The sequence below is a fragment of the Sphingomonas sp. JC676 genome (genome assembly GCF_014489075.1).
GTDB lineage: Bacteria > Pseudomonadota > Alphaproteobacteria > Sphingomonadales > Sphingomonadaceae > Sphingomonas.
The window spans coordinates 26,364-53,358 of record NZ_JACTGR010000004.1; the positions used below are offsets into that span (position 1 = coordinate 26,364).

Genomic DNA, 26,995 nt, shown 5'->3' on the forward strand with positions numbered 1-26,995 from the left:
TCGAGTTTGGATCCCGCAGGAGGTGGGATCAGAAGCTTACGGCCACTTCGCCGCCGAAGGTGCGCGGCGCATTGAAGTTGGCATAATAGCCCAGCGTCTTGGCGTTCGCGTTGTCGATGCGATAGATATGCTGCTCGTCGAGCAGGTTGCGCGCCCAGGCCGAAACGGTGAGCTTCTGCCCGCGATCGCTCATCGGGATGTCGGCAAGCGCGATGCGGCCGTTTACGATGAAGCTCGAGTCGGTCAGCAGGTTCTCGGAGTCGAAGCTGTGATCCGCGTCGCCATAATTGGCGTCGAGGTGGAAGCGCACCTTGGTATCGCCGCCGCCGCCGACTGGGATTTCATAGTCGATAAAGCCCGACGCCGCATTCTCCGGCGTATAGACGATGTACACTTGGGTCAGCTTGCCATGGATGGTGCCCGGCGCGGCGCCGACGGGGTCCGGATTCGGGTTCGGCGTGGGCGGCACATGCGTATAGGTATACGCATAGGAAGCCCCGAGCGTCAGGTGCTCGACCGGACGGACGGTCAGGTCGGCCTCGAAACCGCGGATCTTGGTGAGGCCCGCCGCATTGGCCGTGTTCTGGGTATGGATGTTCAGGTTCGGGTTCGGGATGTTGGTGCCCGGAATGAAGGTGTTGCTGTCGATATAGTCGAAGTCGATCTGGGTGCCGGTGCGATCCATGATGTAGCCGGCCAGGTTCAGGCGAACCCGGTGATCGAACAGGTCCATCTTCGAACCGACTTCATACGACTTCACCGTTTCCGGGCCGAAGGCCGCGAAGTTGGACGAGCGGTCATTGGCGCCGCCGGCGCGGTAGCCGGTCGAATATTTGGCGTAGAGGTTGATCCCCTGCGTCGCATCGAACGCCAGCGTGACCATCGGGTCGAACCGGCCCTTGTCATAGTCGAGCTTGTAGTTGGTCGGCGTGCCGGTCACGACATACAGCGTACCGTTGCGCTTGTCCTTGGTGTAGCGGCCGCCGGCCGTCAGGTGGAAGGCGGACGCCCAGTCCGGCGTATAGGTGGCCTGGCCGAACACCGCGTAGCTGTGCGCCTTGGCGACGCTGCCGCGTGCCAGGAACCGCGAATTCTCGTCCCAGCCCTGGTTGCCCGAAGTGATCGGGCCGAACACCTGCGAGGGCAGGATCGTGTAGCCGGTGCCATCGGCATTCCACTGGTTCGACGACGGGGTCGCCGCGGTTTCGCGAGCCTGCTCTTCGAAATAATAGAGGCCGGCGACGTAATCGAGCTGCGGGATGCTGCCGACCGCCTGGAATTCCTGACTGAACTGGCTCTGGTACAGATCCGACAGGCTATAGCGGCTGAACTTCTGGTTCGGCGTGAACGCCGGAGTGCGCTCCGGCCCGCCCGAATTGTCATACTGGTTGGTCGAAACCTTGCGCCATGCCGTGATCGAACGGAGCTCGATCGCCGGCGAGATATGATATTTGAGGTTGGCGCTGATACCCTGGGTCCTGTCGACCGACCATTGCTGTGGCACGCCGACATCCGCCACGTCCTGGCGGTCGGGGTGGACCTTAACGATCGGCGGCAGCGGCGCGATGCAATTGGTCCCGGCCGTGCAATTCGCGCCGTTGACCGTCAGCTGCGTGCCCACATAGGTTCCGACCGGCAGGCCCGTCGGGTTATAGTTCACCAGCTGGCTGTAGAACGGCGTGTTCTCGTCTTTCGCCTTGTCGAATGCGAAATCGGCGGTGAAGCCGTCGAACGGAGTCCAGCGCGCGGCGACGCGGCCGCCGACGCGGTTATAGGCGTTCCAGCCGATCTGGCCGGCCAGCGGGTCCTTGGTGGTAGGGTCCTGGTGCTGGATCACGCCGTCGAGCTTGATCGCGAAATTGGCGATAGCGGGCAGATCGAGATGCACCTGGCCGTTATAGCTGCCGAAATTGCCGACGCCGCCGCTGGCGCGGCCGTCGAACTCGCCGGTCGGCGCCTTGGTGACGATGCTCAACGCGCCGCCTTCGGTGTTGCGGCCGAACAGCGTGCCTTGCGGTCCCTTCAGCACTTCGATCCGTTCGACGTCGAACAGCGAGGCGTTGAGGCCTTGCGAGCGGCCGAGATAGACGCCGTCGATATAGACACCGACGCCGGGCTCGCGGGCGGTCTGGTTCTGGTCGAACGGAACGATGCCGCGGATGCCGATGGTCAGCGCCGACTGGCGCGCCTCGAAGGTCGCGACGCGCAACGACGGTACGCCGCCATCGGCGAGGTCGCCGAGGCTTTGCACGTGCCGGTCGGCGATCATCGCGGTGTCGACCACCGAGATGGCGATCGGCGTCTTCTGGAGATTGGTCTCGCGCTTGGTGGCGGTGACCACGATGTCCTCGAGGCCGACGACCTCCTGGCCCGAATCGGCTGTCTGGGCGGCCGGGGTACCCGTCGACAGTTCCGCCGGACTGGTCTGCGCAAGGGCAGGGGTGATCGTCGAGGTGAGCAGCGCAGTGCCCAGCAGGAGTTGCAGCCGCAAGCCGGCTTGATAGCGCATAGGTATTAGTCCCTTTAGGAGAGATGTTCTGTCCCCGGGGCGCTACAGACGAAGCTGGTCAGTTATATTACAATAGGTGTAACACAACCAATACTACCATGTCATATTCGTATCATCTTACCCAAAATATCGATGTATGTGCGAAACTATTCATCGATGATATTCATCGTCTTGAAGCGCTTTCGCAAGCTTATACGACGAGATGGCAATCAAATGTGATCTATTCGTAATTTTACACAGAAATTTCGACTCTATAACGGGCCACATTTGATGTTCGTGGTCATGTGCGAGCACGCCCAGCTGCCGCTCTCGTGCGATTTGACGGATCGACTGGCGCTTAAATTGCGTTAATATCCGAGTGGCTGGATATGGATTCGCCGGCCCTGGAACGAGGTGCGCGATGGGACAGCTTGCGCTTGCTCTGCCGAATGATTTCTCGATCGTGGCGATCGCCGATCGCCAGCTCGCCGGATTGGGCGCGCTGTTCGAAGGGGCTGGGAGCGCCCGTATCCCCTTCAAGGCGCGAACCGCCGCTGAGCGGAACGTGCTAGCTGCCAGGCTGGACGCCGCAGTGATTCAGGCAGACCGCGCGGTGCTTCTGGTGGCGCATGGCGCGAGCTGCTTCGCCACCGCCTGGTGGGCGCGGCTTTCTCCCGCTTCCTATGTCTCGCGCGTTGCCGGCGCGCTGTTCTTCGAACCGATCGAAGGCGATGAGACAAGCGTCGGCAACCTGCTCGATACCTTCGCCTCGCCGCGTTCGGCGCTTCCTTTCCCCTCGATCGTGCTCGGCGGGGAAACCGCTCCGAAAGACCTGAGGCCACAGATCCGCGCGCTGGCGCAGAGCTGGGGCAGCCGAGTCGTAATCGGCGGCCATGTCGAGATCGACAGCCCGATCAGCCGCACGCGGCGCGCGATCGAACGCTTCACCAGTGCCATGGTCGAGCGCGACATGCGCGTCGCCGATGCCCTGCTCGGGCCGCCGGTTTTTCCCTTCCGGGTGCGTTGACTCGCCATTTCTGGTAGGCTGCCTATCACCCGAGAGGGTGTTGAAGGCTGCAATATGGTGCAATAATCTGCTGGCTATGACGGAAGCAGCGGTCATCCATATCATCGACGACGACGAGTCGCTGCGCTCGGCGCTGATGAGCCTGTTCCGCTCGGTCGGGCTTGATGCGCGCGGGCATCCCGCGGTCGCCGATTTCCTTGCTGCCCCTCGCGAGGACGCTCCCGGCTGCCTGGTGCTCGATGTCCGCCTGCCCGGTGTAAGCGGGCTCGATTTCCAGGATCGGCTCGACGAGCTCGGCATCGGACTGCCGACCGTGATGATGAGCGGGCATGGCGATGTGCCTATGTCGGTGCGCGCAATGAAGGCCGGGGCGATCGACTTCCTTGAAAAGCCGTTCCGCGATCAGGACATGCTCGATGCAACTGCCGCCGCGATCGAACGCGACCGCCGGCGTCGTGCCGAGGCGAACGACGATGCGGGCCTCCATCAGCGCTATGGGACGCTTTCACCGCGCGAACAGCAGGTGATGGCGCTGGTGACGGCGGGCCGGATGAACAAGCAGGCGGCGTATGAGCTCGATCTGAGCGAAGTGACGGTCAAGATCCATCGCGGCGCGGCGATGCGCAAAATGGGCGCACGCACGCTGCCGGATCTGGTGAGAATGGCTGAAAAGCTCGGCGCAAGGGCTCCGTAATCGCCCGTAATACCATGGGATAATTCCTCCCCGCCGTTGCTTCTGCAACAACGGCGGCTTGGGACGGCTTGTTGACCTTCCCCAGTGGAAGGAAGTCTTACCGTGTTGCCCAAGCCTCTGATCGCCATCGTCGAGGACGACGAATCGCTGCGTCCTGCCCTGGTGGGGCTGGTGCGGTCGATGGGCTATGACGGCGAGGGGTTCGCGTCCGCCGAAGCGTTCCTGGAGGGCGATGCGGCCAGCCGCGCGAATTGCCTGGTCTCCGATTTCCAGCTTCCCGGCATCAGCGGGCTCGATCTGGCCGACCGGCTCGGTGTAGGCCTGCCGATAATCCTGGTGACCGCGCGGACCGAGAAGAGCATCGAGGATCGCGCAAAGGAAAGCGGCGTTCTTTGCCTGCTGCGCAAGCCCTTCGAGATCGACGCACTGGCGGGCTGCATCCGGCGCGCGCTGGACTCCTGATCCCGCTTTGCCGACAAGGCTCTCGTGGGGAAAGCTGCCGATATTCTCGATCTGGTCCAGGAGAGCGTCGTCACGCGCGACGCCCAGGGACTGATCCTGTCGTGGAACAAGGCGTCCGAGACGCTGTACGGTGTGCCCCGTAGCCAGGCGCTCGGCCGCGACCTCCATGTGCTGCTCGCCACCGAGCATGAGGGGCCCATCGAGCAGCTCGAAGCGCAATTGCTCGCCGAAGGCCGCTGGTCGGGCGAGCTGACGCGCCGTACCGCAGGCGGGGAGCCGCTGATCCTCGACATCCACTGGACCGTCGAGCGCGACGCCGTCGGCAATCTGGTGCGCATCATCGAGACTGCGCGCGACATCACCCGGCGAAAGGCCGCCGAGGATGCGCTGCGGCTCAGCGAATATCGCTACCGCAACATGTTCCAGGCGATGGCGGTCGCCTTCTGGGAAGTCGATTTCACCGCGGTCGGCGCGATGCTGATCCCCTTGCGCGACCAGGGCGTCACCGATCTTCGCGCCTATCTGCTCGCCCATCGCGCCTTTTTCGAAGAGGCGCTGGACAAGACCATCGTCCTCGATGTCAACGAGAAGGCGCTCGAGCTGTTCGGTGCCACCGATCGCAGCGAGCTCATCGGCAAGAGCACCGCGCGCTATTGGACGCGGTCGAGCGAGGCGGTCTATCTTGAGGCGCTGGTCGCGACGATGGAGCGGCGGCCGTTCCTGGTCGCCGACACGCAGCTCGTCCGGCTCGACGGACGGGCGATCGACGTCATCTTCACGGTCTCGCTCTCGCAGGAAGCGCGCAAGCGCGGGGTGATGCTGATCGGCGTGATCGACGTGTCCGCGCAGAAGGCCGCGGAGGCGGCGCTGGCGAAGGTCCAGGCCGAATTCGCGCACGCCGCTCGGGTGTCGATGCTGGGCGAACTGACGGCCTCGATCGCGCATGAGGTCAACCAGCCGCTTGCGGCGATCGCGACCAGCGGTTCGGCGACCCTGCGCTGGCTCGCGGCCGCCACGCCGGATCTCGACGAAGTTCGCGCGCTGGCCTCGCGCATCGTCGCGGATGCGGGGCGGGCTGCTGATATCATCACCCGCGTCCGCGCGATGGCCGAGCACCGCGAGCCCGAGCGCATGCTGCTGTCGCTCAACGCGCTGATCGAAGAGTCGCTCGCCTTTCTCGGCCCCGAGCTGCGCGCGCAGCATGTCGAGACCGAGCTGCAGCTCGATGCCTACCTGCCCCAGGTGATGGCCGACCGCACCCAGGTCCAGCAGATCCTGGTCAATCTCGCGGTCAATGCGGCGCAGGCGATGGCGGAAGCACCGTTCCGGAGGCTGCGCGTGTCGACCGTTTCGCGGGGGGACGAAATCGAGCTTGCAGTCGAGGATAGCGGCCCTGGCCTTGGTCCCGACGCGGAGCGGCTGTTCGACAGCTTCTACACCACCAAGCAGGGTGGGATGGGGATGGGCCTGCCGATCTGTCGCAGCATCGCCGCCGCGCATGGCGGCCGGATCGAGGCGGGCAGCAGCCCGTCGGGAGGCGCGCGCTTCACGGTCACCCTCCCGGCCATCCAGACTATACCAACGTCTTACTCGTCGAGCCGCGCGTAGAGTTTCGCGGCGGGGTCCGCGGGCGCATTCGAGTGGCGTGGACGCACGGCACTGGGGCCAGCAGTCCGGCGGAGGAACCCAATGTCCAACACCATCGTCCTGATCCACGGCGCCTGGCTCAATTCACGCAGCTGGGAAGGCTTCAAGGCCCGCTACGAGGCGCTGGGCTATACCGTGGTCACGCCGGACTGGCCCTATGACGATCGCAGTCCCGAGCAACTGCGCGCTGCTCCGCGCAAGGAACTCGCCACCCTAGGTCAGCGCGAGATCCTCGATCATCTCGAAACCGTCATCCGCGCGCTTCCCGAAGAGCCGATCCTGATCGGCCATTCGCTGGGCGGCGTGTTCATCCAGCACCTGCTCGATCGCGGAATGGGTGTCGCCGGCGTCGCGATCGATCCGGCGCCGACGCCGGGCGTACCGCTCGGCTGGCATGCGATCTGGTCGGCGCTGCCTATCTTCATCGATCCGCTGAGTTGGCGGAAGGCGAAGGTGATGTCGCGCGGCTATTTCAAGAACCGCTTCGCGCAGACCGCGCCCCGGGACAGGGCTGACGCGCTGTACGACCGCTACATCGTGCCGACGCCGGGCCGGGTCTATTGGAACGGTGTCGTCAACAGCATCAAGATCGACTGGAAGAACCCCAATCGCGCGCCGTTGCTGCTGATCGGCGGCGAAGTCGATCTGATCGCCGACGCGGCGATGACGCGCGCGATCTTCAGGAAGCAGAGCCAGGCGCCCTCGACCACCGAATATAAGGAATTCACGGGCCGCTCGCACTGGACCGGCATCGATGCTGGCTGGGAGCAGGTGGCCGACTATGCGCTCAACTGGGCGGTGCGCCATGCGCGCGCACCCAAGATAGTCCAGATCCGCGAAGCCAAGGCCGCCTGATCCCCCGGCGCCTTGCCTGCCCGGGCGGTCCAGCCCCCCCCAACGACCGCCCGGGCCCCCTACGACAGCTTCGTCATCCCCGCGCCGGGGCCGTTCTTCTTCCAGGCGGCGACGTCGATCGGCACCGTCATCCGCCCCGGGCGCCGCACCGGCAGCGACCGTCTGGTGACGCCCAATCTGTCGCGCGCAGCGTTCCGGATCCAGTCGGGCTCGCCGGCACGGACCGACTATATGGACTTTCCGGGCCGCTCGCATTTCCTGCTCGGCGAGCCCGGCTGGGAGGATCCGGCGGCCACGACATTCGCCTGGATCGGTCGACTCTAGATATTTCTGAGTCGTTTCTGCCGCTACCGCTAACAGCCTAGCCTGTTGGACCGATTACTCATACATTATAGCGCAACGGCGACAGTATGTAAGCGGTTTCATGGCGTTGGCTGTTACATTCTAATCACAGCGCCGCGATTATTTTACCGATCTGTCCAACAGGTCGACGGATGCGTGTTGACAACGCTATCGGAGTTGATAGCGTTAACATCACGTAGGCATCAAGCTTGCGCAAATATAACAAATGGCAGCGGCCGCCAGAGCCGGCTGTCTAGGAGGGGATTATGAAGAGCTTTGGGCGTTCGCCGGCGCTTGCGCGTTCGGCTTCCGTTATCGCCGTCGCGGCATGCATGCTGGTTCCCGGAATCGCGTTCGCGCAGACCGAAACCGCCCCCGCCGCCCAAGAGGACCAAAACGCGGACGACATCGTCGTCACCGGCATCCGCGCCAGCCTTGAGCGCTCGATCGCGATCAAGCGCGAGCAGTCAGGCGTCGTCGATGCGATCTCTGCCGAGGATATCGGCAAGTTCCCCGACACTAACCTGGCCGAATCGCTGCAGCGCATTCCGGGCGTGTCGATCAACCGCACCAACGGCGAAGGTTCGCTGGTCACGGTCCGCGGTTTCGGCCCAACCTATAATCTGGTCACCCTCAACGGCCGCCAACTCGCGACGGCGAACGTGGCCGTGGTTGGCGGCGACGAGAATAGCGACGGCGCCCAGGGCACCAGCCGTTCGTTCGACTTCTCGAACCTCGCGACCGAAGGCGTGCGGACGCTCGAAGTCTACAAGACCGGCCGCGCTGGCATCCCCTCGGGCGGTATCGGCGCGACGATCAATGTCGTGACACGCCGTCCGCTCGACGACAACGGCCAGTCTGGCTTCAGCGGCAGCATCGGCGCCAAGGCGGTCTATGACACCAGCGTCAACGACTGCCTCGATTGTGGATCGAAGGTGACGCCGGAAGTCTCGGGCGTGTTGAGCTGGAGCGATCCGGAGAAGCGCTTCGGCGTCTCGCTGTTCGGCAGCTATCAGAAGCGCAACTACACCTCGATCAGCGCGACGTCGAACAACTGGAACATCATCCCCTACAGCACCTTCCTGACCGGCGGTTTCGCCCGTAGCGGCGGGGCATGCGCGGGGAACATTCCGACGCCGACCTGCACCGTCGTCAACAACGCGCCGACAAACCCCGACCAGCTCGTCGCGATCCCCAACGACAGCCGCTATCACTATGCCGAGGGCAGCCGCGAGCGCATCAACGGCCAGGCCGTCATCCAGTTCAGACCCACCGACTCGCTGACACTGACCGCCGACGCCCTTTACGCGCAGAACAAGCAGGAGGAGACGCGGTCGGATCTGTCCAACTGGTTCAGCCGTCCGTTCGACGTTGTGACGTTCGACGGCAATCCCGTCGTCGCGACCGCCCAGTATCTCCACGAGACGGTCAACGGTCAGAAGGACGAGGGCTTCGAGGCGCAGTCGCGCGGGCAGAAAGGCCAGATCCAGGATTACGGCCTGAACGCCAAATGGGACTTTGCGAGCAATTTCTCGCTCGTGCTAGATGGCCATTACAGCAAGGCCTCGAGCCGGCCGGATAATGCCAATGGCAACAGCTCGACCCTGGTCGGCATGGGCGCGAATGTCGTCGCGGCGCACTCGGTCGACTACACCAAGGGTATCCCGCAACAGGATATCACGCTGGGCGCGAGCGGCCCGCTCGACATTAACGACGTCGGTACGCAGGTCGGCCGCACCTTCCGTTCGAACCAGGACCAGGACGTCAAGGAACTGCGCGCCGATTTTGCCTGGGATCTGGGCGGGGACAGCAAGTTCGAGTTCGGCGGCAATTATCGCAAGACCGACATGCATCAGACCTTTGTCGCCACCCAGCAGACGCTGGGCGATTGGGGCATCACCAGCCCGGGCGATGTCGAGCGTCTGGCGCCGGGCGCGCTCCAGGCCTTCTGCCTCGAGTGCAAGTTCAACCAGTATAATCCGGGCGGCGATCCGGAATCGCAGACCGCGTTTCGCGGCAATGCGGCCCAGATCTACTCGATCGTCTCGCCTTATTATGCGGGGCTCGATCTGGGTGCGGCCAAGCCTCACGCTGTGGGCATCACCAGCAACCAGGACAACCGCGTCAAGGAAGACATCTGGGCCGCCTATGGCCAGGTGACCTGGAAGGGCGATCTGGGTGGCGCTCCGGCGCGGCTCGTGGCGGGCGTCCGCTATGAGCATACCAAGTCGCGTTCGACTTCGCTGGTCGCGGTGCCCGGCGAGATCAAATGGGTGTCGGACAACGACTTCACCGTCGTGATCTCGAACCAGAACAGCTTCCTTGACGATGAAGGGAGCTACGACAACATCCTGCCGGCGGTCGATTTCCAAGTCGAACCGATCAAGAACGTGATCGCCCGTCTGTCGTACAGCAGGACGATCGCCCGCCCGAACTATGGTGATCTGTTCACCGCGACGACGGTCGGCGGTCCACCGCGCCCGATCAACAATGGCGGCGTCGCCAGCGGCAATAGCGGCAACGCCCGGTTGCTGCCGCTGGTCTCGGACAATTTCGATGCGTCGCTGGAATGGTATTTCAAGCCGGACAGCTACATCTCGATCGCCTTCTTCGACAAGCGCGTGCACAACTTCATCGGCCGCGGCCAGGTCACGCAGAGCCTGTTCGGGCTGCGAGATCCGAGCTCGGGCGCGCCAGGTAGCCGCTCCGGCGACGCCAAGACCGCGCTGACCGGTCTGGGTGCGGACATCAGCGACGTGAACCTGTTCGTGATGACGGCATTGATCCAGCAGACGGGATCGGTGGCGGCCGCCACGAGCCAGTTCAATGCGCACTTCAACACCGCGACGCATTCGTTGGACGACGCCTATGTCCAGTCGATCAACAACACGCTCGATGTCAACGCCAATGCCCAGGATCCGCTCTACCAGTTCCTGGTCGCCCAGCCGATCAACAACAAGGATGCCGAGATTTACGGCGCCGAGATCGCGGGTCAGTATTTCCTCGGCAATACCGGCTTCGGTGTCGCTGCGGCCTATACGCTGGTGCGCGGCGATGTCGGCTTCAATATCGGCGGGAGTCCGTCGGTGGACCAGTTCGCGCTGATCGGGCTGAGCGACACGTTCAGCGGCACCTTGATCTACGAAAAGCACGGCATCTCGGCCCGCGTGGCCTATAACTGGCGCGACAAGTTCCTGTCGGGCATCAACCGTCAGGACTCGCGCAACCCCGAGTTCACCGCGCCCTTCGGCCAGCTCGACGCGACGCTCAGCTACGAGATCACGCCGCAGATCGCCGTCACACTCGAGGGGATCAACCTCACCGAGGAAAGTGTCCGGACCTATGCCCGCGATACGAAGGAGCTGTGGTACGCCCAAGAACTCGATCGCCGCTTCCTGCTCGGCGCGCGCTTCAAGTTCTGAGCGCGGGAACGAAAATAAAGGGGGAGAGGGGCCGCTGCGTCAGCAGCGGCCTTTTTCTCGGCCGATTGCGGGGCATTGATTGAGGGCTTGGCCGCTTTGCGCCATGATGTCCGCCTGCGGGCCGACCGGCGGCAGGCACGCGAGCTTGGATGATTCCCGATGACCAATAGGGTCGCACTCGACAACGTCGCCCATCACGATCTCAAAGTGGCGCTGCGTCACGGTGCGGCATATGGCGACGGCGTAAACCAGGTACTGATCTTCCCGACCGAGTTCGAGGAAGCACAGCGCGAATTCCCGATCCTGTTCCGCAGGGACCCGGCCGAAGGGTTGCAGGCGGTCGCGCTGCTTGGGCTCGATCGCGACGAGAATCTGTTTCTCGAGGGCGATCGCTGGACGGGCCGCCACATCCCCGTGCTCCAGCAGCGCGGCCCGTTCCTGATCGGCCTTGCTGCCACTGCCACCGCGCCAGGAGGGCCGGAACCGACCATCCATGTCGACTTGGACGATCCACGCGTCGGCGCCGCCGATGGCGAGCCGCTGTTCCTGCCGCATGGCGGGAACGCGCGCTATCTGGATCATGTCACCCAGATCCTGGCACTGATCTATGCCGGGATGGAGGCGGCGCCGCCAATGTATGCGGCGTTCGACGCGCTGGAGCTGCTCCAGCCGGTCGCCCTCGAAGTGATGCTGAACGATGAGGAGCGCTATACCATCGACGGGTTCGAGATGGTCGCCCGCGAACGACTGGCGGCACTGTCGAGCGGCGGGCTCGAGCAGCTGCACCGGGCGGGCTATCTCTCGGCGGCGTTCCTGCTGGCGGCGTCGCTCGGCAATATCAGCCGGCTGATCGATCGCAAGAACGCGCGGCGGGCATCGGCATGAACGCCGTGGCCTCGGTCGGACGCAAGGTTCGCGTGATCGGGGGCGTTGCGCCCGATGCCATGCCCTATGACGCGCTGATGGAAGCGCAGCAGCCGGTGATCCTGCGGGGCGTGGCGCGCGACTGGCCGCTCGTCGCCAAGGGCCTGGAATCGGCGGAGGCGGCGATCGCCTATCTCGAGGGCTTCGACGCGGGCAAGCCCGTGGTCGCCTTCACCGGCGCGCCTGAGATCGGCGGGCGCTTCTTTTACAATTCGGACGTCACGGGGTTCAATTTCGAGGGTGGGCGCACCGGTCTGACCGACCTGCTCGAACGGATGCGGCCGCAGCTGGACGCGCCGGATACGCCAAGCTTCTATATCGGCTCGACCGATCTCGACATCTATCTGCCGGCCTTTCGCATCGAGAACGATTTGGTCCTCAACCATCCGATGTTCGCGTCGCATCCGCCGCTGGCGAGCATCTGGATCGGCAACCGCACCACCGCGACCGCACATTACGACATGTCGCACAATCTCGCCGTCTGCACGGTAGGGCGCCGCCGCTTCACGCTCTTCCCGCCCGATCAGGTCGCCAACCTCTATCCCGGCCCGCTCGAGCCGACGCCGGGCGGGCAGGTGGTCAGCATGGTCGATTTCCGCGATCCGGATTACGCCACCCATCCGCGCTTTCGCGAGGCGCTCGGCGCCGCGCAGGTGGCGGAACTAGAGCCCGGCGATGTGCTCTTTTACCCGGCGCTCTGGTGGCACCATGTCGAGGCGCTCGATGCCTTCAACGTGCTCGTCAACTACTGGTGGAACACCTCGCCGGCCTTCATGGACACGCCGCAGAACACGTTGCTTCACGCCATGCTCAGCCTGCGCGATCGCCCCGAGCCCGAAAAGGCCGCGTGGAAGGCATTGTTCGACTATTACATCTTCGGCCCCGGCGAACAGGCCCGCGCGCATCTGCCCGAGCATGCTCGGGGCCCGCTCGGCCCGCTCGACGAGACCGCCGCACGGCGCCTCCGCGCGCAACTGCTCAATCGCCTGAACAGATAGGGGAAAGCCGTGGAGAGGGCCGTCAAGCGCGTCGTCATTGCCGGGGGCGGCACCGCCGGCTGGATCGCCGCCGCGGCGCTCGCACGCCTGCTCGGGCCGCTGCTCGACATCACCCTGGTCGAATCCGACGAGATCGGCACCGTGGGCGTAGGCGAAAGCACGATCCCGACCGCTCGCACCTTCCACAACCTGCTCGGCATCGACGAGCGCCAGTTCATGCGCGACACCGGATCGAGCTTCAAGCTGGGCATCGCGTTCGAGGACTGGGCACGGATCGGTGATCGCTACATCCACAGCTTCGGCCAGATCGGCAAATCGACCTGGATGGGCGACTTTCACCATTTCTGGCTGCAGGCCCGCGACGAGGGGTTCGCGGGTCCGCTGGGCGACTATTGCTTCGAATTGAGCGCCGCGGATGCGGGCAAGTTCGCTATCCCGCAGAACGGGCATATCAACTATGCCTATCATCTCGACGCGAGCCTGTACGCGCGTTTCCTGCGCACCTTCAGCGAGCCGCTCGGCGTCAACCGCGTCGAAGGCAAGATCGCGAGCGTCGAGCAGCATCCCGAGAGCGGGTTCGTCACTGCGCTGGTGCTCGCCTCGGGCGAACGGATCGAGGGCGACCTGTTCATCGACTGCACGGGCTTTCGAGGGCTGCTGATCGAGCAGACGCTGCAGGCCGGCTATGAGGATTGGACCCATTGGCTGATCACCGACAGCGCACTGGCGGTGCAGACGCGCTCGGTCGGCCCCGCCATCCCCTATACCCGCGCCGCCGCGCACGAGGCCGGCTGGCAATGGCGTATCCCGCTCCAGCACCGGGTGGGCAACGGGCTGGTCTATTCGAGCGCGCACATGAGCGACGATCGCGCCCGCGAGGTACTGGAATCGCGGATCGAGGGCGAGAAGCTGATCGAGCCCCGCGTGATCCGCTACAAGTCCGGGCGCCGGCGCAAGGTGTGGGACAAGAACGTCATCGCGATGGGGCTGTCTAGCGGGTTCGTCGAGCCGCTCGAATCGACCAGCATCCACCTGATCATGATCGCGGTGACGCGGCTGGTGCAACTCTTCCCGTTCGACGGGGCCAACGACGCGATCGCCGCGCGCTTCAACGATCTCGGCCGCACCGAGATCGAGCGCGTCCGCGACTTCATCATTCTCCATTATCATCTGAACGAGCGCACCGATTCGCCCTTCTGGGAGCAGTGCCGGACGATGGACATCCCCGACACGCTGCAGCAGCGGATCGACGTGTTCCGCGAGAATGCGATCGCCTGGCAAGCGTCCGACGATCTGTTTCGCGTCGATAGCTGGGTGCAGGTGATGCTCGGCCAGCGGCTGGCCCCGCGCGGCTATCACCGGATGGGCGACATGATGAACCCGGGCCAACTTCGCGAGGCGCTGGGCGATCTCAAGGCCAATATCGCCAGCGCAGTTGCGCAGATGCCGCCGCACCAGCAATTCCTCGATCAATATTGCGCGCCTGCGTGACCCGATTGTTCGGGATTCGAGGCGAGGTCGCACGCGTCCTATCAATGTAGGAAATGCTGTGAGACATTCTGCACCGAATCGCGCGGATTGTCCGAGGGCCGGCGCCCGCGTTCCAGGGGAATAGGATGCGGCAAACCACTTTGTCGGTAGCGCTCGAGGTAAAGCCCAGCAGCTACGATCACCTGTCGGGCCTGCTCGACGCGCTGCGCGATCGGCGCAGCACCGATCCTAACGGCGGCAAGGGACCTTATGCCGAATTCCTGACGCGCGTGCCGGCGCTACACTTCATGTCTCTCAGCGTATTCCCGGGCTTCGACTATGATCCGCTGTTCGTGATCGAGGCCAATTTCGACGGTGCGCCCGGGCCGTTCTGGGGCCAGCTCGAAGCGGCGGCGGGCGAGGATCTGCGGGCGATGCTGCGCTGCTGCAAACAGCCGCTCGACGATGACGGGCCGCTGTTCGCATCGATTACCGCGCCGGGCTCGCGCGCCCCGATCGCGCCCTATCTCGAGGCCCGCACGGGCACCCCGACCGTATATCACCACGGCAATCGCGGCATGACGCGCGACCGCATCCTGGCCGAGCGCGACCTGTTCGTCGCGATCCGCGAGGAACTGGCGACGGCCGGCAATGGCGGTCCCAGCCCCTATCGGCGGCTGACGCCCGCCGGAATCCACGACACGCTGCGCGCCGCGCTGCTCGGCAAGTTCGCCTGGCTGGACTCGCCGGCGCCGCAGCGGATTACCACCGGCGAGAAAATCCTCGACTACGCCCGGCTCGCCGCGTTCGTGCTGTGCGCGGTCTTCGTGCTCTCGCTGCCGGGGCTCATCCTCAAGTTCGAGATGCCGTGGCTGCGCTTCGTCCTCCTGGTGGGCGCCGCGTTCGTCATATTCGCGCTGATGCTCAAGCGGATCGGTGCGGCCTTGCCGGGGACCGAGATCAAGACAGCGTTCAGCTTCCTCAAGCTGTTCCTCCAATGGTGCGGCCCCCTCGCGGTTTTCGTGGCGCTCTACATCCTGGTGTTCGGCGCGGCGGGGACGCCCTTCTCGATGCTCCTCACCGGGCGCACGCTGGGGGAGGCGTGGGAAGGGATGCTGATCTGGCTCAGCTGGGGCCTGCTGAGCCTGCCGGCAACCGTCGCGGGGCTGCTCGTCTGGCTGCGTATTCTGGAGCGCCGCGATGCAGCGCAGGACGCGCCGCCGATCGATCCCAAGATGCTGCGCCAGATGGCTCAGCGCGAGGACTGGATCCCGCAGAACCACATGGGATCGATCGTGCTGATCAAGCCGGGCGTGCTGCGCACGATCATCATCCGCGCCGGCCATTTCGCCCTCAAGCGGGCGCTCAGGGTGATCGCCACCAACGGCTATCTCGGATCGATGCGCACGATCCATTTCGCGCACTGGGCACGAGTCAACAATGGCAGCCGATTGCTGTTCTTCAGCAATTTCGACCAGACCTGGGAGAGCTATCTCGATGACTTCATCGAAAAGGCGCATGGCGGGCTCACCCTCGCCTGGAGCTGCGGCATCGGCTTTCCGCCGACGCGGTTCCTGGTCAAGGACGGCGCCAGCAACGGGCTGCAGTTCAAGCAATGGGCACGGCATTCGATGACGGTCAGCCGCTTCTGGTACTCGGCCTATAGCGACCTGACCGCCGATCAGATCGAGCGCAACTACCGCATTGCCTGCGGCCTCAGGAAACGAACGCTCGGCGACAAGGAGGCCGCGACATGGGTAAACGACCTGTGAGCGCCGCACCCGCGAAGAAGGCGCCGCCGAACTGGAAGCTCCAGGCGCCGCACGACAAATTGACCCAGGGCCTGGTGGTGAGTGGCTTCGCGTCCTTGCCCACGGGCCGCGCACTGTTCCTCGAATTCGGCTGGGACGGCGCGCTCGCGACCGGAGGCGGCGCCTGGCTGAAGGCACTGGAGGCGGGCGTGGCGCAGGTCACCGACGCCGATGGCAAGGACCCGCGTGCGGCGGCGTTCGGAGTCACATGCTCGGGCCTTCACAAGATGGGGTTGTCCGGGGAGACGCTGAAGAGTTTCGACCTGCCCTTCCAGGAAGGCATGTTCCAGGAGGATCGACTGCGCCGGCTGGGCGATCGACGCGGCCCCGATTGGCTCAAGACCGTGATCGACGGCGGCCCCTTGTGGAGCGGCAACACGCCGCCCGCCGATCCCGAGCTGGGCGAGGCGCCGGTGATCACCCCGGTAACGGTGCACGCGCTGCTGTTGCTCTACGCGCCCGATGAGGCGACGGCGGAGACCTGGTGCGAGGAAGTGAGCGCGGCGCTCGAGCCGCACAAGGTGAAGGTCGTGCACCGCCTGCATCTCGACCTGCGGCTCGACGAGCGCGGCATCGCGCGCGAACATTTCGGCTTTGCCGACGGCATCTCGCAGCCGGTGCCCTATGAGGCGGGGGCCGTCGTACGCGGTGGCGCGCCGATCGATCCCGCATCCGAGCCATGGAACGGCGTCCCGCTCGGCGAAGTATTGATGGGGCACGTCAACGGCCATCACGAGATCGCCTCGGGCCCGATCGTGGCCGATACGCCGGCAGGGCGCGAGGCGGGGCTTGCGCCGCATCCCCAGGCCGAGGGATTCCTCGATCTCGGGCTCGACGGCAGCTACATGGTCGTGCGCGAATTGAAGCAGAATGTCGCCGAGTTCTGGCAATCGCTGGAGGCGGCCGCTGCCGCGATGCGCGCCGCCGATCCCGAGCATTCCGGCCATGTGACTGCAGATTGGCTCGCCGAACGCGTCGTGGGGCGCGACCGCGACGGTAATCTGCTGTGCCCTGCCGGGTTTCTCCCTCCTGACAGCTTCGACCAGCCGGAGAATGAATTCGGCTTTTTCGATCGCGACCAGCACGGCCTGGGCTGTCCGGTCGGCTCGCATGTCCGCCGCGGCAATCCGCGCGACGGGCTGGCGCCCACGGCGGCCGACAAGCCGACCCTGCTCGCCGCCGCCAACAACCACCGCATCCTGCGGCGGGGTCGCAAATATGGGCCGACCATCGCCAAGCGCGACGAGAAGGACGGCACCGATCGCGGGCTGCTGTTCATTGCACTCAACACCGATGTCACGCGTCAGTTCGAGTTCGTCCAGCAGACCTGGATGCTCAACCGCAACTTCGCGACGCTGTATGACGAGGCCGATCCGTTGCTGGGCCCGGCCGGAATGATGACGATCCACGAGCAGCCGCTCCGCCGGATCATCCAGGTCGACACGTTCGTCCAGATGGCGGGCGGTGAGTATTTCTTCCTGCCGAGCATGCCGGCGATCCGATATCTGGCGGGCCTATGAGCGTACTCGACTCCCGCAACGTGCTGCGGCCCGCGCCCAAGGGGCTGAAGGGCTTCCTCCAGCGCATGGTGTTTGGGGCGATGCCCTATGCCTTCGCCTTTTTCCGCCGGTGGAAGCCGGTGGTCAAGATGAAGGGCATGGTGCTCACCTCGCGCTACGACGATGTGCGCGAAGTGTTCGCCAGCGACCATGATTTTGGCGTGGTCTATGAGCCCAAGCTCGACGTGATCATGGGTGGCCAGCCCTTCTTCCTGGGCATGGGCGATACCCAACAATATCGCGACGATACCGCGGCGATGCGCAAGGTCGTGCGGCGCGAGGACCTGCCGCTGCTGGCGCAGCAGGTCGAGATGATGGCCGAGGACATCGTCCGCGCCGCGCCCAATCGGATCGACGTGGTCGATACGCTGGTGCGCCGCGTGACCTTCTCGGTGCTCGGCGATTATTTCGGCGTGCCCGAGCCGAGCAACGGCGATCTGCGCGTCTGGGGCACGCGGCTGTTCGAGTTCCAGTTCGCGGATCAAGGTAATGATCCGGCGCTGCTGGCCGAGGTCGAGGAGATCGCCCCCGCGCTCCGCGCGCATATCCAGGGCCAGATCGACAAGCGCCGCACCGCACCGGGCAAGGACGACATTCTCTCGCGCTGCCTCGCCGAGCAGAAGGCGGGGACGAGCGGGTTCAGCGACGACCAGATCCGCACCGCGCTGATGGGGTTCATCGTCGGCGGACCGCCCCAGCCGCCGATGGTCGTGCCGCAGGCGATGGAGCAGTTGCTGCGTCGCCCTGACGCTTTGCTCGGCGCGCAGACCGCGGCGCGGGCGGGGGACGATGCGCTGCTCGCCGCCCATGTGCTGGAGGCGATGCGCTTCGATCCGCTCGCGCCCGGGCTGCCGCGGGTGGCGCTGACCGACGCGGTGATCGCGCGGGGTACCGATCACGAGGCGAAGATATCCAAAGGCGACACCGTGCTCGCCGCCTTTGCCTCGGCGATGATGGACCCGCGCCGAGTGACGAACCCCCGACGCTTCGATCCGACACGGCCGGCGTCGGACTATCTCCATTTCGGCTATGGCCTCCACCAGTGTTTTGGCATCCATATCAACCAGGCGACCCTGCACCTGATGCTCAAGCCGCTGCTCCAGCGCCCCAATCTCCGCCGTGCACCGGGCAAGGCGGGACGCTTGACCAAGAACGGCCCGTTCGCGGAATCGCTGACGGTGGAGTGGGGCTGATCCCTTTCGTCATCGCGGCCAATGCGTGACGATCATTTTTTCATCCGTCACCCCGGCCGAAGTGCCGGGGTTCACTGTGCGGCTGGGAGAGCCGCTTGAGCTTTGAGGGGCTCGCGTGCGGATGGATGAACCCCGGCACTTCGGCCGGGGTGACGCACCTTATGGAAGGAATGTGCCGTCTCACCGCCGAGGGCTCGGCGCCCCGCGATAGCCGCCTTGGCGCTCGATCATCCAGCCGGGATATTCGGGCGGCAGCTTGCTCACCGCGTCGAGCCGCGCGAGCTCGTCGGGCGTGAACGCCACATCGACCGCACCCAGATTGTCGGCGAGCTGGTCGGCGCGCTTGGCGCCCAGGATCACGCTGGAGACCGCCGGCTGGTGCAGCAGCCAGCCAAGCGCGAGCTGCGCCACCGACTTGCCCTTGGCGGGGGACAATTCGCGCAGCACGTCGACCACGTCATAGCCGCGCGCCTTGTCGACCGGCGGGAAGTCGAAGCCGGCGCGGCGGCCTTCGCCCTCGCCTTCGCGCGTGTACTTGCCCGATAGGAAGCCGCCGGCGAGCGGGCTCCACACCATCAGCCCCACGCCTTCGGACTGGAGCATGGGGATAACGTCGCGCTCCAGATCGCGCCCGGCGATCGTGTAATAGGCCTGGAGCGACGCGATCTGCGCATAGTCGCGCGCGGCGGCGATGCCGACCGCCTTCGCCACTTGCCAGGCTGCCCAGTTGGACAGGCCGATATAGCGGACCACGCCGCGCCGCACGAGGTTGTCGAGCGCGGAGAGCGTCTCCTCGATCGGCGTGGTCTCGTCGAAGCCATGGATTTGGTAGAGGTCGATATGGTCAAGCTGGAGCCGGTCGAGGCTAGCCTTGACCTGATCCAGGATGTGCCCGCGCGATGCACCCGCGCCGTTGGGACCGTCATGCATCCGCCCAAGCACCTTGGTGGCGATCACCACTTCCTCGCGGCGCACGCCCAGATTCTTCAGTGCCTGGCCCAGGATCGTCTCGGAGCGTCCCTCGGCATAGACATTGGCGGTGTCGATGAAGTTGATCCCGGCATCGAGCCCGGCTTTTACCAGTGCATCGGCCTCGTCCTGCTGGAGCTGACCGATCCGGCCCCACATGCCCTCTTGGCCGCCAAAGGTCATGGTGCCGAGGCAGAGTTCGGAAACGATCAGGCCGCTGCGGCCGAGCTTGTTGAAGCGCATGGGGAACCTCCGGGGATGGAGCGCCGCAAATGTGGTTACGGCACCGCATCGGCAATGGCGTTTCGAAGGAAAATTCGAGCTGATAGCGATAACAGGAAAGTTCCGATTCCGACGGTGCTAGAAGGTGATTCGTCCGGCACGCCAACGTTGTCATTAGTAATCAGACAAGTTGTCCCAGGCGTCCCTTCACTTTGCTGCAAAGCGGTAAGTGTTTGAGCGGACGCAGAACTATACGTGCGCAAATGTATGAGTTGACAGATTCGAGCCTCGGGCATAGCCCTTGTGACCGCTAACATCGCAATCAGCGGTGGAGCGTACGGCCCGTTAGAGGCTTTGGAGGAGGGGACAATGCACGCTCGAATTGCACGTTCGATTACCACGCGGCGCGCCATGATGCTCGGCGCGGTCCTGCTTGGCGGCACGGCTTGGCCGGCGCTCGCGCAAACCACGCCCGATACGACCGCGCAGGCCCCCGCAGCCGATGACGGTCAGGTGACCAGCGACCAGGATATCGTCGTCTCCGGCTATCGCGCGTCGCTCCAGAGCTCGACCAACGCCAAGCGGGAAGCCACCGGCTTCACCGACTCGATTTTCGCGGAGGACATCGGCAAGTTCCCCGACACCAATATCGCGGAATCGTTCAACCGCATCCCCGGCGTCACGATCAGCCGCGACATCACCGGCGAAGGTCTGCAGGTCACCATTCGCGGTCTGGGCACCAATTTCACCAGGGTGCTGCTCAACAATGCACCGATCGCCGTCGCCTCTACCGGCGGCGACGGCCAGCAGAGCACCAATCGCGAAGTCGATCTCGATCTCTTCCCGACCGAGCTTTTCACCAAGCTGGAAGTGCAGAAGAGTCCGAACGCCGATCGGCTCGAGGGCGGCGCCGCCGGTACGGTGAACATGCGCAGCGCGCGCGCGTTCGACAATCCGGGGACGCACATCGTCTATTCGGGCCAGGTCCTCAAGAACACCAATTCCGACAAATACGGCTATCGCGGCTCGCTGCTCGCCAGCACGACGATGGGCGATTTCGGCGTCCTGCTTGGTGTCGCGGGCCAGCATAACGAAATCCGCACCACCGGCTTCGAGAGTGTCGGCTGGACCAACCCGAATCTGAACACGCCGCAGAGCATCGCCGGATCCGGCAACACCCCGACCCCCGCGCAGATCGCGGCGGCCCAATGCCGCGCCGGAACCGGGTGCAACGCCACCGGCGGCGGCAACTGGACGATCCCCGGAACGGTGCCGTCGAACGCCAATATCCCGGGCGTCGCCGCGGGCACGATCATCAACCAGGACCTGCTCCTCCAGCTCAACCCGGGCGCGAGCATCTCCCAGATCGACAATGGCATCATTCCCCGCCTGGGCCGTACCACCGATGAATATGGCTATAAGGAACGGCTGAACTTCATCGGCAGCCTCGAGTACAAGGGCGAAACCATCCACGCCTATATCGACGGCATGTTCGCGCGGAAGCGCAACGCCATGCAGCGCATCGATATGAATTGGGTTGGCCGCAACGGCGCGATCATCCCGGTCAATGCGACCTTTGATCGCAGCGACTGCACCAGCGGCTGCACCGTCACCAAAGGCACATTCTACAACGCGCAGTTCTTCCTGGAATATCGCCCCTATTTCGAGAGCCTGCAATATTGGGGCGTCAATCCCGGGATCGAGGCGCAGATCACCGACAAGCTCAAGCTGGCGGTGAACGGCAATTACACGAAGAGCCAGTTCCATCGTGAATCGCCGACCGTGTTGCCGATCACGCTCGCCAATTCGGGGCTGACCGTCAATTACGACAATACCGGCGGTGATTTCCCTAGCATCACCAGCAATGTGGATCTGAACAACCCGGCCAATTTCGGCTGGCCGGGCGGCCGCGTGAACATCCAGGACGAGCGACGCAATACCTACACCAAGGGCGTTCGCGGCGATCTGACTTGGGGCGGGGAGAAGCTCAACCTGCAGGTCGGCGGCGCCTATGACGACGTGTCGCGGAGCATCCGCGGTTACGACAACAGCCAAGCGTGGCAGAATGCCGTTTGCGGTGACAAGCCCAGCGTCTTCCTGCCGAGCCCGAACTCGCAACCGCCGTGCAACGGCCTGAACACCGCTACACCCGGCGCGGGCTACCCGACTTATCCGGGGTACGGCACCAACTACACCGCCGGACAGACGGGACCCGTCACCTATGGCGGCTCGCTGGTCCCGACCGGGGCGCCGTTGCAGGGCCTGTTGCTGCCGGGGCCGGACAATTTCATCACCGTTGACTGGAACAAGTTCAAGGCGGCGTCGAACTACGACTTCTTCCACGATACCGCGCCGGAAGCGGGTGGTGCCAACACCGGCGCCAGCGGCGGCTATGTCCGCGAGCGGACGATCGGCGGCTATGCCGAGGTCAATGGCAACCTTCCGATTGGCGACAACCGCCTGCAGCTCAATGCCGGCGTGCGCTGGGTGAAGACGCTGCAGACGATCGGCGGCCGCGTGACCCTGCCGGACCCACGCAACACGCCGGCCGATCCTGACGGCGCAGGGCCGCTGCCCGCGCCGACGCCGCTCGATGGCGGGCTATATCCGAACGTCGTGAACTTCGTTTACACGGACAACGACTATACCAACTTCCTGCCGTCGGCCTCCGCGGCCTTCCATATCGGTGACCATGCGGTTGTCCGCGCTGCCGTCTCGCGGACGATGACGCGCCCCAATCCGAGCAGCATGCTGCCAGGGCTGTCCTTCGGCAGCCCGTCGGCGGATGTCGGCACCGTCGGCAACTCGGCGCTCGAGCCTTACATCTCCGACAATATCGATCTCGGCTTCGAATATTATACCGGCGCCGAAGGCTATATCGGCTTCGCCGCGTTCCGTAAGGCCGTCACCGGCTTCACGGTCAATGGCAACGTCACCGTGCCCTTCTCGGCCCTGGCGCAATATGGCGTGACCTACAGCACGCTGAACCCGACGCAACAGGCCGCGATCGACTCGCGCGGCGGCCCGAACGCGGCGACCGTGGTCCTGACGCAGCAGGTCAACGCAAGCGGCACGCTGAAGGTGAACGGCCTGGAGCTCAACTGGGTCCAGCCGCTCGACTTCCTGCTCGATCGCTATCTCGGGGTGAAGGGCTTCGGCTTCAACGCCAACATGACGCTGATCAACCAGAGCGGATCCGGGGCGGCACCCGCCGTCGCTACGGGCGTCTCGCCGCTGACCTACAACATCTCGGCCTATTACGAGAATCACGGCATCTCGCTGCGCATGTCGACGACGTTCAACCAGGGCAACCAGATCTCCAGTGCCAACCAGAACGGCATCACTGCCGCCGCCTTGTTCAGCGATGACTATCAGCAATGGGATTTCAGCTCGTCCTTCGATCTGAACGAGATGTTCGGCGCGAAGCACCTGCCCGAGCTGACCGTCGACGTTCAAAACCTGACCAAGGCCAGCCAGCGGACCTATTTCCAGTACGAGAATGCGACCTACACGCTGTTCAATCCCGGCCGCGTGGTGATGCTCGGTCTGCGCGGACGCTTCTGACGCCACAAAGCCCGGCGGCCGGACCCGGACCGGCCGCCGCCTCCTTCCTTCCGAATCTGAGCCGCATTCGTGCGGCTCTTTTTTGCGGTGGATGGCAAGCGCGGCTTGCTGGCGACTCGCTAGCGAGTGCCAAACATCACAATATCAATGCGGGGGGGCCTCATATGCGGCATCGATCATGGTCCGCGCGACGCGCTTGGCCTGCTGCGCGGCGTTCGTCATTCCCCGAACTTGCGCCGTGACAATCGCGCCTTCCTTCAAGAGAGCGAGTTGCTCGGCCAATGCCTGCGGATCATGGGCACCCGCCGCGGTGGCGAGGCCAGCCAGATAGTCGATGATCATCCGCTTGTGCTCGGCACATGCGCGATGGACCGGATGATCGGGATCATTGAATTCGCCCGCGGCCTTGATGAAGGCGCAGCCATGAAATCCTAGGACGCTCAGCGCGCGCCCGTGAAACCAGTCGTGAAGGGCGTCGAACATGGCAAGCATCCGCTCGCGCGGATCGCTTGCAGCCTGCTCCATCGCCCCCATCAGCCAATTCCGGAATACCTCGTCGCGCCGCCGCAGCGTCGCCAGGATCAATTCGTCCTTGGACCGGAAGTGCTTGTAGAGGGTCATCTTCGCGACACCCGCCTCGGCGAGGATCTTGTCGATCCCAGTCGCATGGAAACCCTGCGTGTAGAACAGCCGCAGCGCGGTCTCGATCAGATGCTCACGGCGATCGCTTACCATCATACCCTCATACATACAGAACGTTCTGCCTAAGATAGGCGCCTCCGCCAGATATGCAACCTTCGTATGAAAGCGAAAAATTTGCGTCAGGGGCGATTGACATAGACAGATCTGTCTGTCTATTAAGTCGACATGCCGCTGAGGCATGCGACTGCGGCGCCGGCCAAGGGTCCGGGCCCGGTTCGACGAAGCGGATCAACGACGGAAGAAAGGACGACGATGCCCAAGGCAACCGACATACGGCCGCCCTTCACGCGGGAGTCCACGCGGCATGAGTGGCGCATCGGCACCAGCTGATCGCATCGGGAGCGCGAGCCCCGCCTGAACACATGAAATCATCGACCCCTTGGGGGCGGTCCCGCCGCCCTCGTCGGGGAGGTGCGCCCAACGGCCGGGGGATGCCGGACACCAACTGCAACGAAGGAGACCAACAGTGACGAACGCAAATATCCGGACCGACGGTCCCACGCAGCACAATACCCGCCGCACCACCGCACGCCTTTTGAAGCTCACCACCCTCTTCGCAGGAGTAATGACCATGACCCAGACCGCTTTCGCCCAGGACGTCGCCAACGATCCGAACCTCGACCCTCAGGTTCGTTCGTTCCTCACCCAGATCAACAAGGACCCGAGCCCCTTCTGGGAACTGCCCCAGCCCAAGCCGCAGGAAATCCTGACCGGCCTCCAGAACCAGACGCCGGTCGACATGTCGGGTGTCAGCACGGTGGAGAAGACCATCACCCAGGACGGGCGCCAGGTCAGGCTCTACATCATGACCCCGGAACACAGCGCCGAGAAGCCCGGCGTTCTGCTCTTCATCCATGGTGGCGTGTGGATTGTCGGCAATTTCGAGAACCACAAGCGCCTGCTGCGTGATCTGGTGGTGGGCTCGGGCCAGGTCGGCGTGTTCGTCGAATATACGCCGCTGCCGGCCGCCAAATTCCCGACGCAGCTGGAGGAATCCTATGCTGGGCTCAAATGGGTCGCGGCGCACGCCGGCGAGTTCGGCGCGGACGGCACCCGCATCGCGGTCGCCGGCAATTCGGTCGGCGGCGACATGACCGCCGCGCTGACGCTGATGGCAAAGGACCGCAAGGGCCCGAAGATCAGCTATCAGGTGCTGCTGATCCCGGCGACCGACGCCAGCGTCGATAGCCAGTCATACCTCACCTATGGCAAAGATCGCTTCCTCGCCCGTGATTTCATGAAATATGGCTGGGACCGCTATGCGCCCGACGCCAAGACGCGCGACAATCCCTATGTCTCGCCCCTGCGCGCCAGCCTTGAGGAACTGAAGGGCCTACCGCCTGCACTCGTCATTACCGCGGAGAATGATCCGCTGCGCGATGAAGGCGAGGCCTATGCCCACAAGCTCGTGGAAGCTGGCGTCAGTGTCGCCGCCATACGCTTCAATGGCACTATCCACGATTTCGTGCTGCTCAATGCGCTGCGCAACCTGCCTTCGACAGAGGCCGCGATCCGGCAGGCAAGTGAAGGCATTCGCGAGCATCTCGCCCGCTGATGCTCATATGGGGGCTGGCGCCGACCACGGCGCCGGCCCTTGCGCAACGGTAGAATTCACGCCGCGACCGCATTTGTGTCTTTCTCCCCCCTGAAAGCGGCCGGTCAGCTTGCGGCCAATATGGCCGCACCGGGATTGTGCCTGTACCCGATCCAATCGCCCTTTTGCGACCCGCGCGACTGCGCTAGCTCGGAACCATGGTAACCGCTCCTCCGCTGATCGCCGGGCTCGAGCTCGGCGGCACCAAATGCGTCGCGATTCTCGCCACCGGACCCGACGACGTCCGCGCCCGCGAGACGGTCCACACCACCGATCCCGTTACGACGCTCGCCGCGATCGAGGCGGTGCTTGGTGGCTGGCAGTTCGATGCGATCGGCATCGCCAGCTTCGGTCCGCTCGAGCTCAATCCGGCGATGCTCGATTTCGGATCGATCACCGCGACCACTAAGCCCGGCTGGACCGGCACCGATCTCGTCAACCGGCTCAAAGCGCGCTTCGCCCGGCCGCTCGCGTTCCAGACCGACGTCAACGGCGCGGCGATCGCCGAGGGGCGCTGGGGCGCGGCGCAGGGCATGACGACGCACGCCTATATCACCATCGGCACCGGCGTCGGCGTCGGGCTGGTCGCGGGCGGGCGCCCAGTGCAGGGCGTCGCGCATGGCGAGGCGGGTCATATGCGCGTGCCGCGGCTGGCGGGGGACACTTATCCCGGCTGGTGCCGCTTTCATGGCGATTGCGTCGAGGGGCTGATCTCCGGACCGGCGCTCGCCGAGCGCTTCGGGTATCCGGGGCAGGAGCTGCCTGATGATGGCCCGCAATGGGATTTGTTCGTCCATGATCTGGGCGGGCTGCTCCACAATCTGGTGGCGACGGCGGCGCCCGAGCGGATTGCGATCGGCGGCGGCGTGATCGCCGCGCGCGACTATCTGTTTCCGAAGCTGCGCACGCGCCTCGCCGAGAGCCTGGGCGGCTATGGCTCGCTGATCGCCTATGCCGACGAGCTCGACCGCCGGCTGGGGCCGCCGGGGCTCGGCACCATGGCAGGCCCGCTCGGCGCGATCGCAATGGGGCTGGAGGCGCTGGGGGCCTAG

19 protein-coding genes are annotated in these 26,995 nt (G+C 64.6%); 16 read left to right on the top strand and 3 right to left on the bottom strand.

Annotated features, from left to right (window positions below; all coding sequences use genetic code 11):
• Nucleotides 1-28 precede the first annotated feature (28 nt).
• Nucleotides 29-2,509: a TonB-dependent receptor gene (locus IAG41_RS13515; RefSeq protein WP_187729192.1), complete on the bottom strand. Its 2,481-nt coding sequence runs from the start codon at nt 2,507-2,509 to the stop codon at nt 29-31.
• A 400-nt stretch (nt 2,510-2,909) separates the two neighbouring features.
• Between IAG41_RS13515 and IAG41_RS13520 the strand changes: the two genes are divergently transcribed.
• The 13 genes from IAG41_RS13520 to IAG41_RS13580 all read left to right on the top strand — a co-directional run bounded on the left by IAG41_RS13520 (nt 2,910) and on the right by IAG41_RS13580 (nt 18,892).
• Nucleotides 2,910-3,515: an alpha/beta hydrolase gene (locus IAG41_RS13520; protein WP_187729193.1), complete on the top strand. Its 606-nt coding sequence runs from the start codon at nt 2,910-2,912 to the stop codon at nt 3,513-3,515.
• Between the two features lie 76 nt (nt 3,516-3,591).
• Nucleotides 3,592-4,209: a response regulator transcription factor gene (locus tag IAG41_RS13525; RefSeq protein WP_187729194.1), complete on the top strand. Its 618-nt coding sequence runs from the start codon at nt 3,592-3,594 to the stop codon at nt 4,207-4,209.
• Between the two features lie 102 nt (nt 4,210-4,311).
• Nucleotides 4,312-4,671, top strand: coding sequence for a response regulator transcription factor (locus IAG41_RS13530; protein WP_316251156.1), 360 nt, complete (start codon nt 4,312-4,314; stop codon nt 4,669-4,671).
• 24 nt (nt 4,672-4,695) lie between these two features.
• Nucleotides 4,696-6,279, top strand: coding sequence for an ATP-binding protein (locus tag IAG41_RS13535; protein ID WP_187729196.1), 1,584 nt, complete (start codon nt 4,696-4,698; stop codon nt 6,277-6,279).
• Nucleotides 6,280-6,360: 81 nt separating this feature from the next.
• Nucleotides 6,361-7,173, top strand: a complete 813-nt coding sequence (locus tag IAG41_RS13540) for an alpha/beta hydrolase (RefSeq protein WP_187729197.1) — start codon at nt 6,361-6,363, stop codon at nt 7,171-7,173.
• Nucleotides 7,174-7,185: 12 nt separating this feature from the next.
• On the top strand, nt 7,186-7,497 hold the full coding sequence (locus tag IAG41_RS13545; RefSeq protein WP_187729198.1) for a hypothetical protein: 312 nt from the start codon (nt 7,186-7,188) through the stop codon (nt 7,495-7,497).
• 284 nt (nt 7,498-7,781) lie between these two features.
• A complete protein-coding gene (locus IAG41_RS13550; RefSeq protein ID WP_187729199.1) occupies nt 7,782-10,937 on the top strand; it encodes a TonB-dependent receptor in 3,156 nt (1,051 codons plus the stop codon).
• A 159-nt stretch (nt 10,938-11,096) separates the two neighbouring features.
• Nucleotides 11,097-11,822 carry a SapC family protein gene (locus tag IAG41_RS13555; protein ID WP_187729200.1) on the top strand — a complete coding sequence of 242 codons (726 nt, stop codon included), beginning with the start codon at nt 11,097-11,099 and terminating at the stop codon, nt 11,820-11,822.
• Nucleotides 11,819-12,859, top strand: a complete 1,041-nt coding sequence (locus tag IAG41_RS13560) for a cupin-like domain-containing protein (protein ID WP_187729201.1) — start codon at nt 11,819-11,821, stop codon at nt 12,857-12,859. The genes IAG41_RS13555 and IAG41_RS13560 overlap by 4 nt, the downstream gene beginning before the upstream one ends.
• Nucleotides 12,860-12,868: 9 nt before the next feature.
• Nucleotides 12,869-14,350 (top strand): tryptophan halogenase family protein, encoded by a 1,482-nt coding sequence (locus IAG41_RS13565; protein WP_187729202.1) that lies wholly within the window; start codon nt 12,869-12,871, stop codon nt 14,348-14,350.
• Between the two features lie 125 nt (nt 14,351-14,475).
• A complete protein-coding gene (locus tag IAG41_RS13570; RefSeq protein ID WP_187729203.1) occupies nt 14,476-16,101 on the top strand; it encodes a hypothetical protein in 1,626 nt (541 codons plus the stop codon).
• On the top strand, nt 16,083-17,660 hold the full coding sequence (locus IAG41_RS13575) for a Dyp-type peroxidase (protein WP_187729204.1): 1,578 nt from the start codon (nt 16,083-16,085) through the stop codon (nt 17,658-17,660). The genes IAG41_RS13570 and IAG41_RS13575 overlap by 19 nt, the downstream gene beginning before the upstream one ends.
• Nucleotides 17,657-18,892, top strand: a complete 1,236-nt coding sequence (locus IAG41_RS13580; RefSeq protein ID WP_187729205.1) for a cytochrome P450 — start codon at nt 17,657-17,659, stop codon at nt 18,890-18,892. Before IAG41_RS13575 ends, IAG41_RS13580 begins: the two co-directional genes overlap by 4 nt.
• Nucleotides 18,893-19,072: 180 nt before the next feature.
• Here the strand turns inward: IAG41_RS13580 and IAG41_RS13585 are convergent, their stop codons facing one another.
• Nucleotides 19,073-20,104 carry an aldo/keto reductase gene (locus IAG41_RS13585; RefSeq protein ID WP_187729206.1) on the bottom strand — a complete coding sequence of 344 codons (1,032 nt, stop codon included), beginning with the start codon at nt 20,102-20,104 and terminating at the stop codon, nt 19,073-19,075.
• Between the two features lie 348 nt (nt 20,105-20,452).
• Here IAG41_RS13585 and IAG41_RS13590 point away from each other — a divergent pair, with 348 nt between their 5' ends.
• On the top strand, nt 20,453-23,647 hold the full coding sequence (locus IAG41_RS13590) for a TonB-dependent receptor (RefSeq protein WP_187729207.1): 3,195 nt from the start codon (nt 20,453-20,455) through the stop codon (nt 23,645-23,647).
• Nucleotides 23,648-23,791: 144 nt separating this feature from the next.
• On the opposite strand, the gene IAG41_RS13595 is transcribed toward IAG41_RS13590, so the two are convergent.
• A complete protein-coding gene (locus IAG41_RS13595; protein ID WP_187729208.1) occupies nt 23,792-24,382 on the bottom strand; it encodes a TetR/AcrR family transcriptional regulator in 591 nt (196 codons plus the stop codon).
• 433 nt (nt 24,383-24,815) lie between these two features.
• Between IAG41_RS13595 and IAG41_RS13600 the strand changes: the two genes are divergently transcribed.
• Together IAG41_RS13600 and IAG41_RS13605 are read left to right on the top strand one after the other, a co-directional pair.
• On the top strand, nt 24,816-25,904 hold the full coding sequence (locus IAG41_RS13600) for an alpha/beta hydrolase fold domain-containing protein (protein WP_222950707.1): 1,089 nt from the start codon (nt 24,816-24,818) through the stop codon (nt 25,902-25,904).
• A gap of 197 nt (nt 25,905-26,101) precedes the next feature.
• Complete coding sequence (locus IAG41_RS13605; protein ID WP_187729209.1) at nt 26,102-26,995, top strand: ROK family protein; 894 nt, start codon at nt 26,102-26,104, stop codon at nt 26,993-26,995.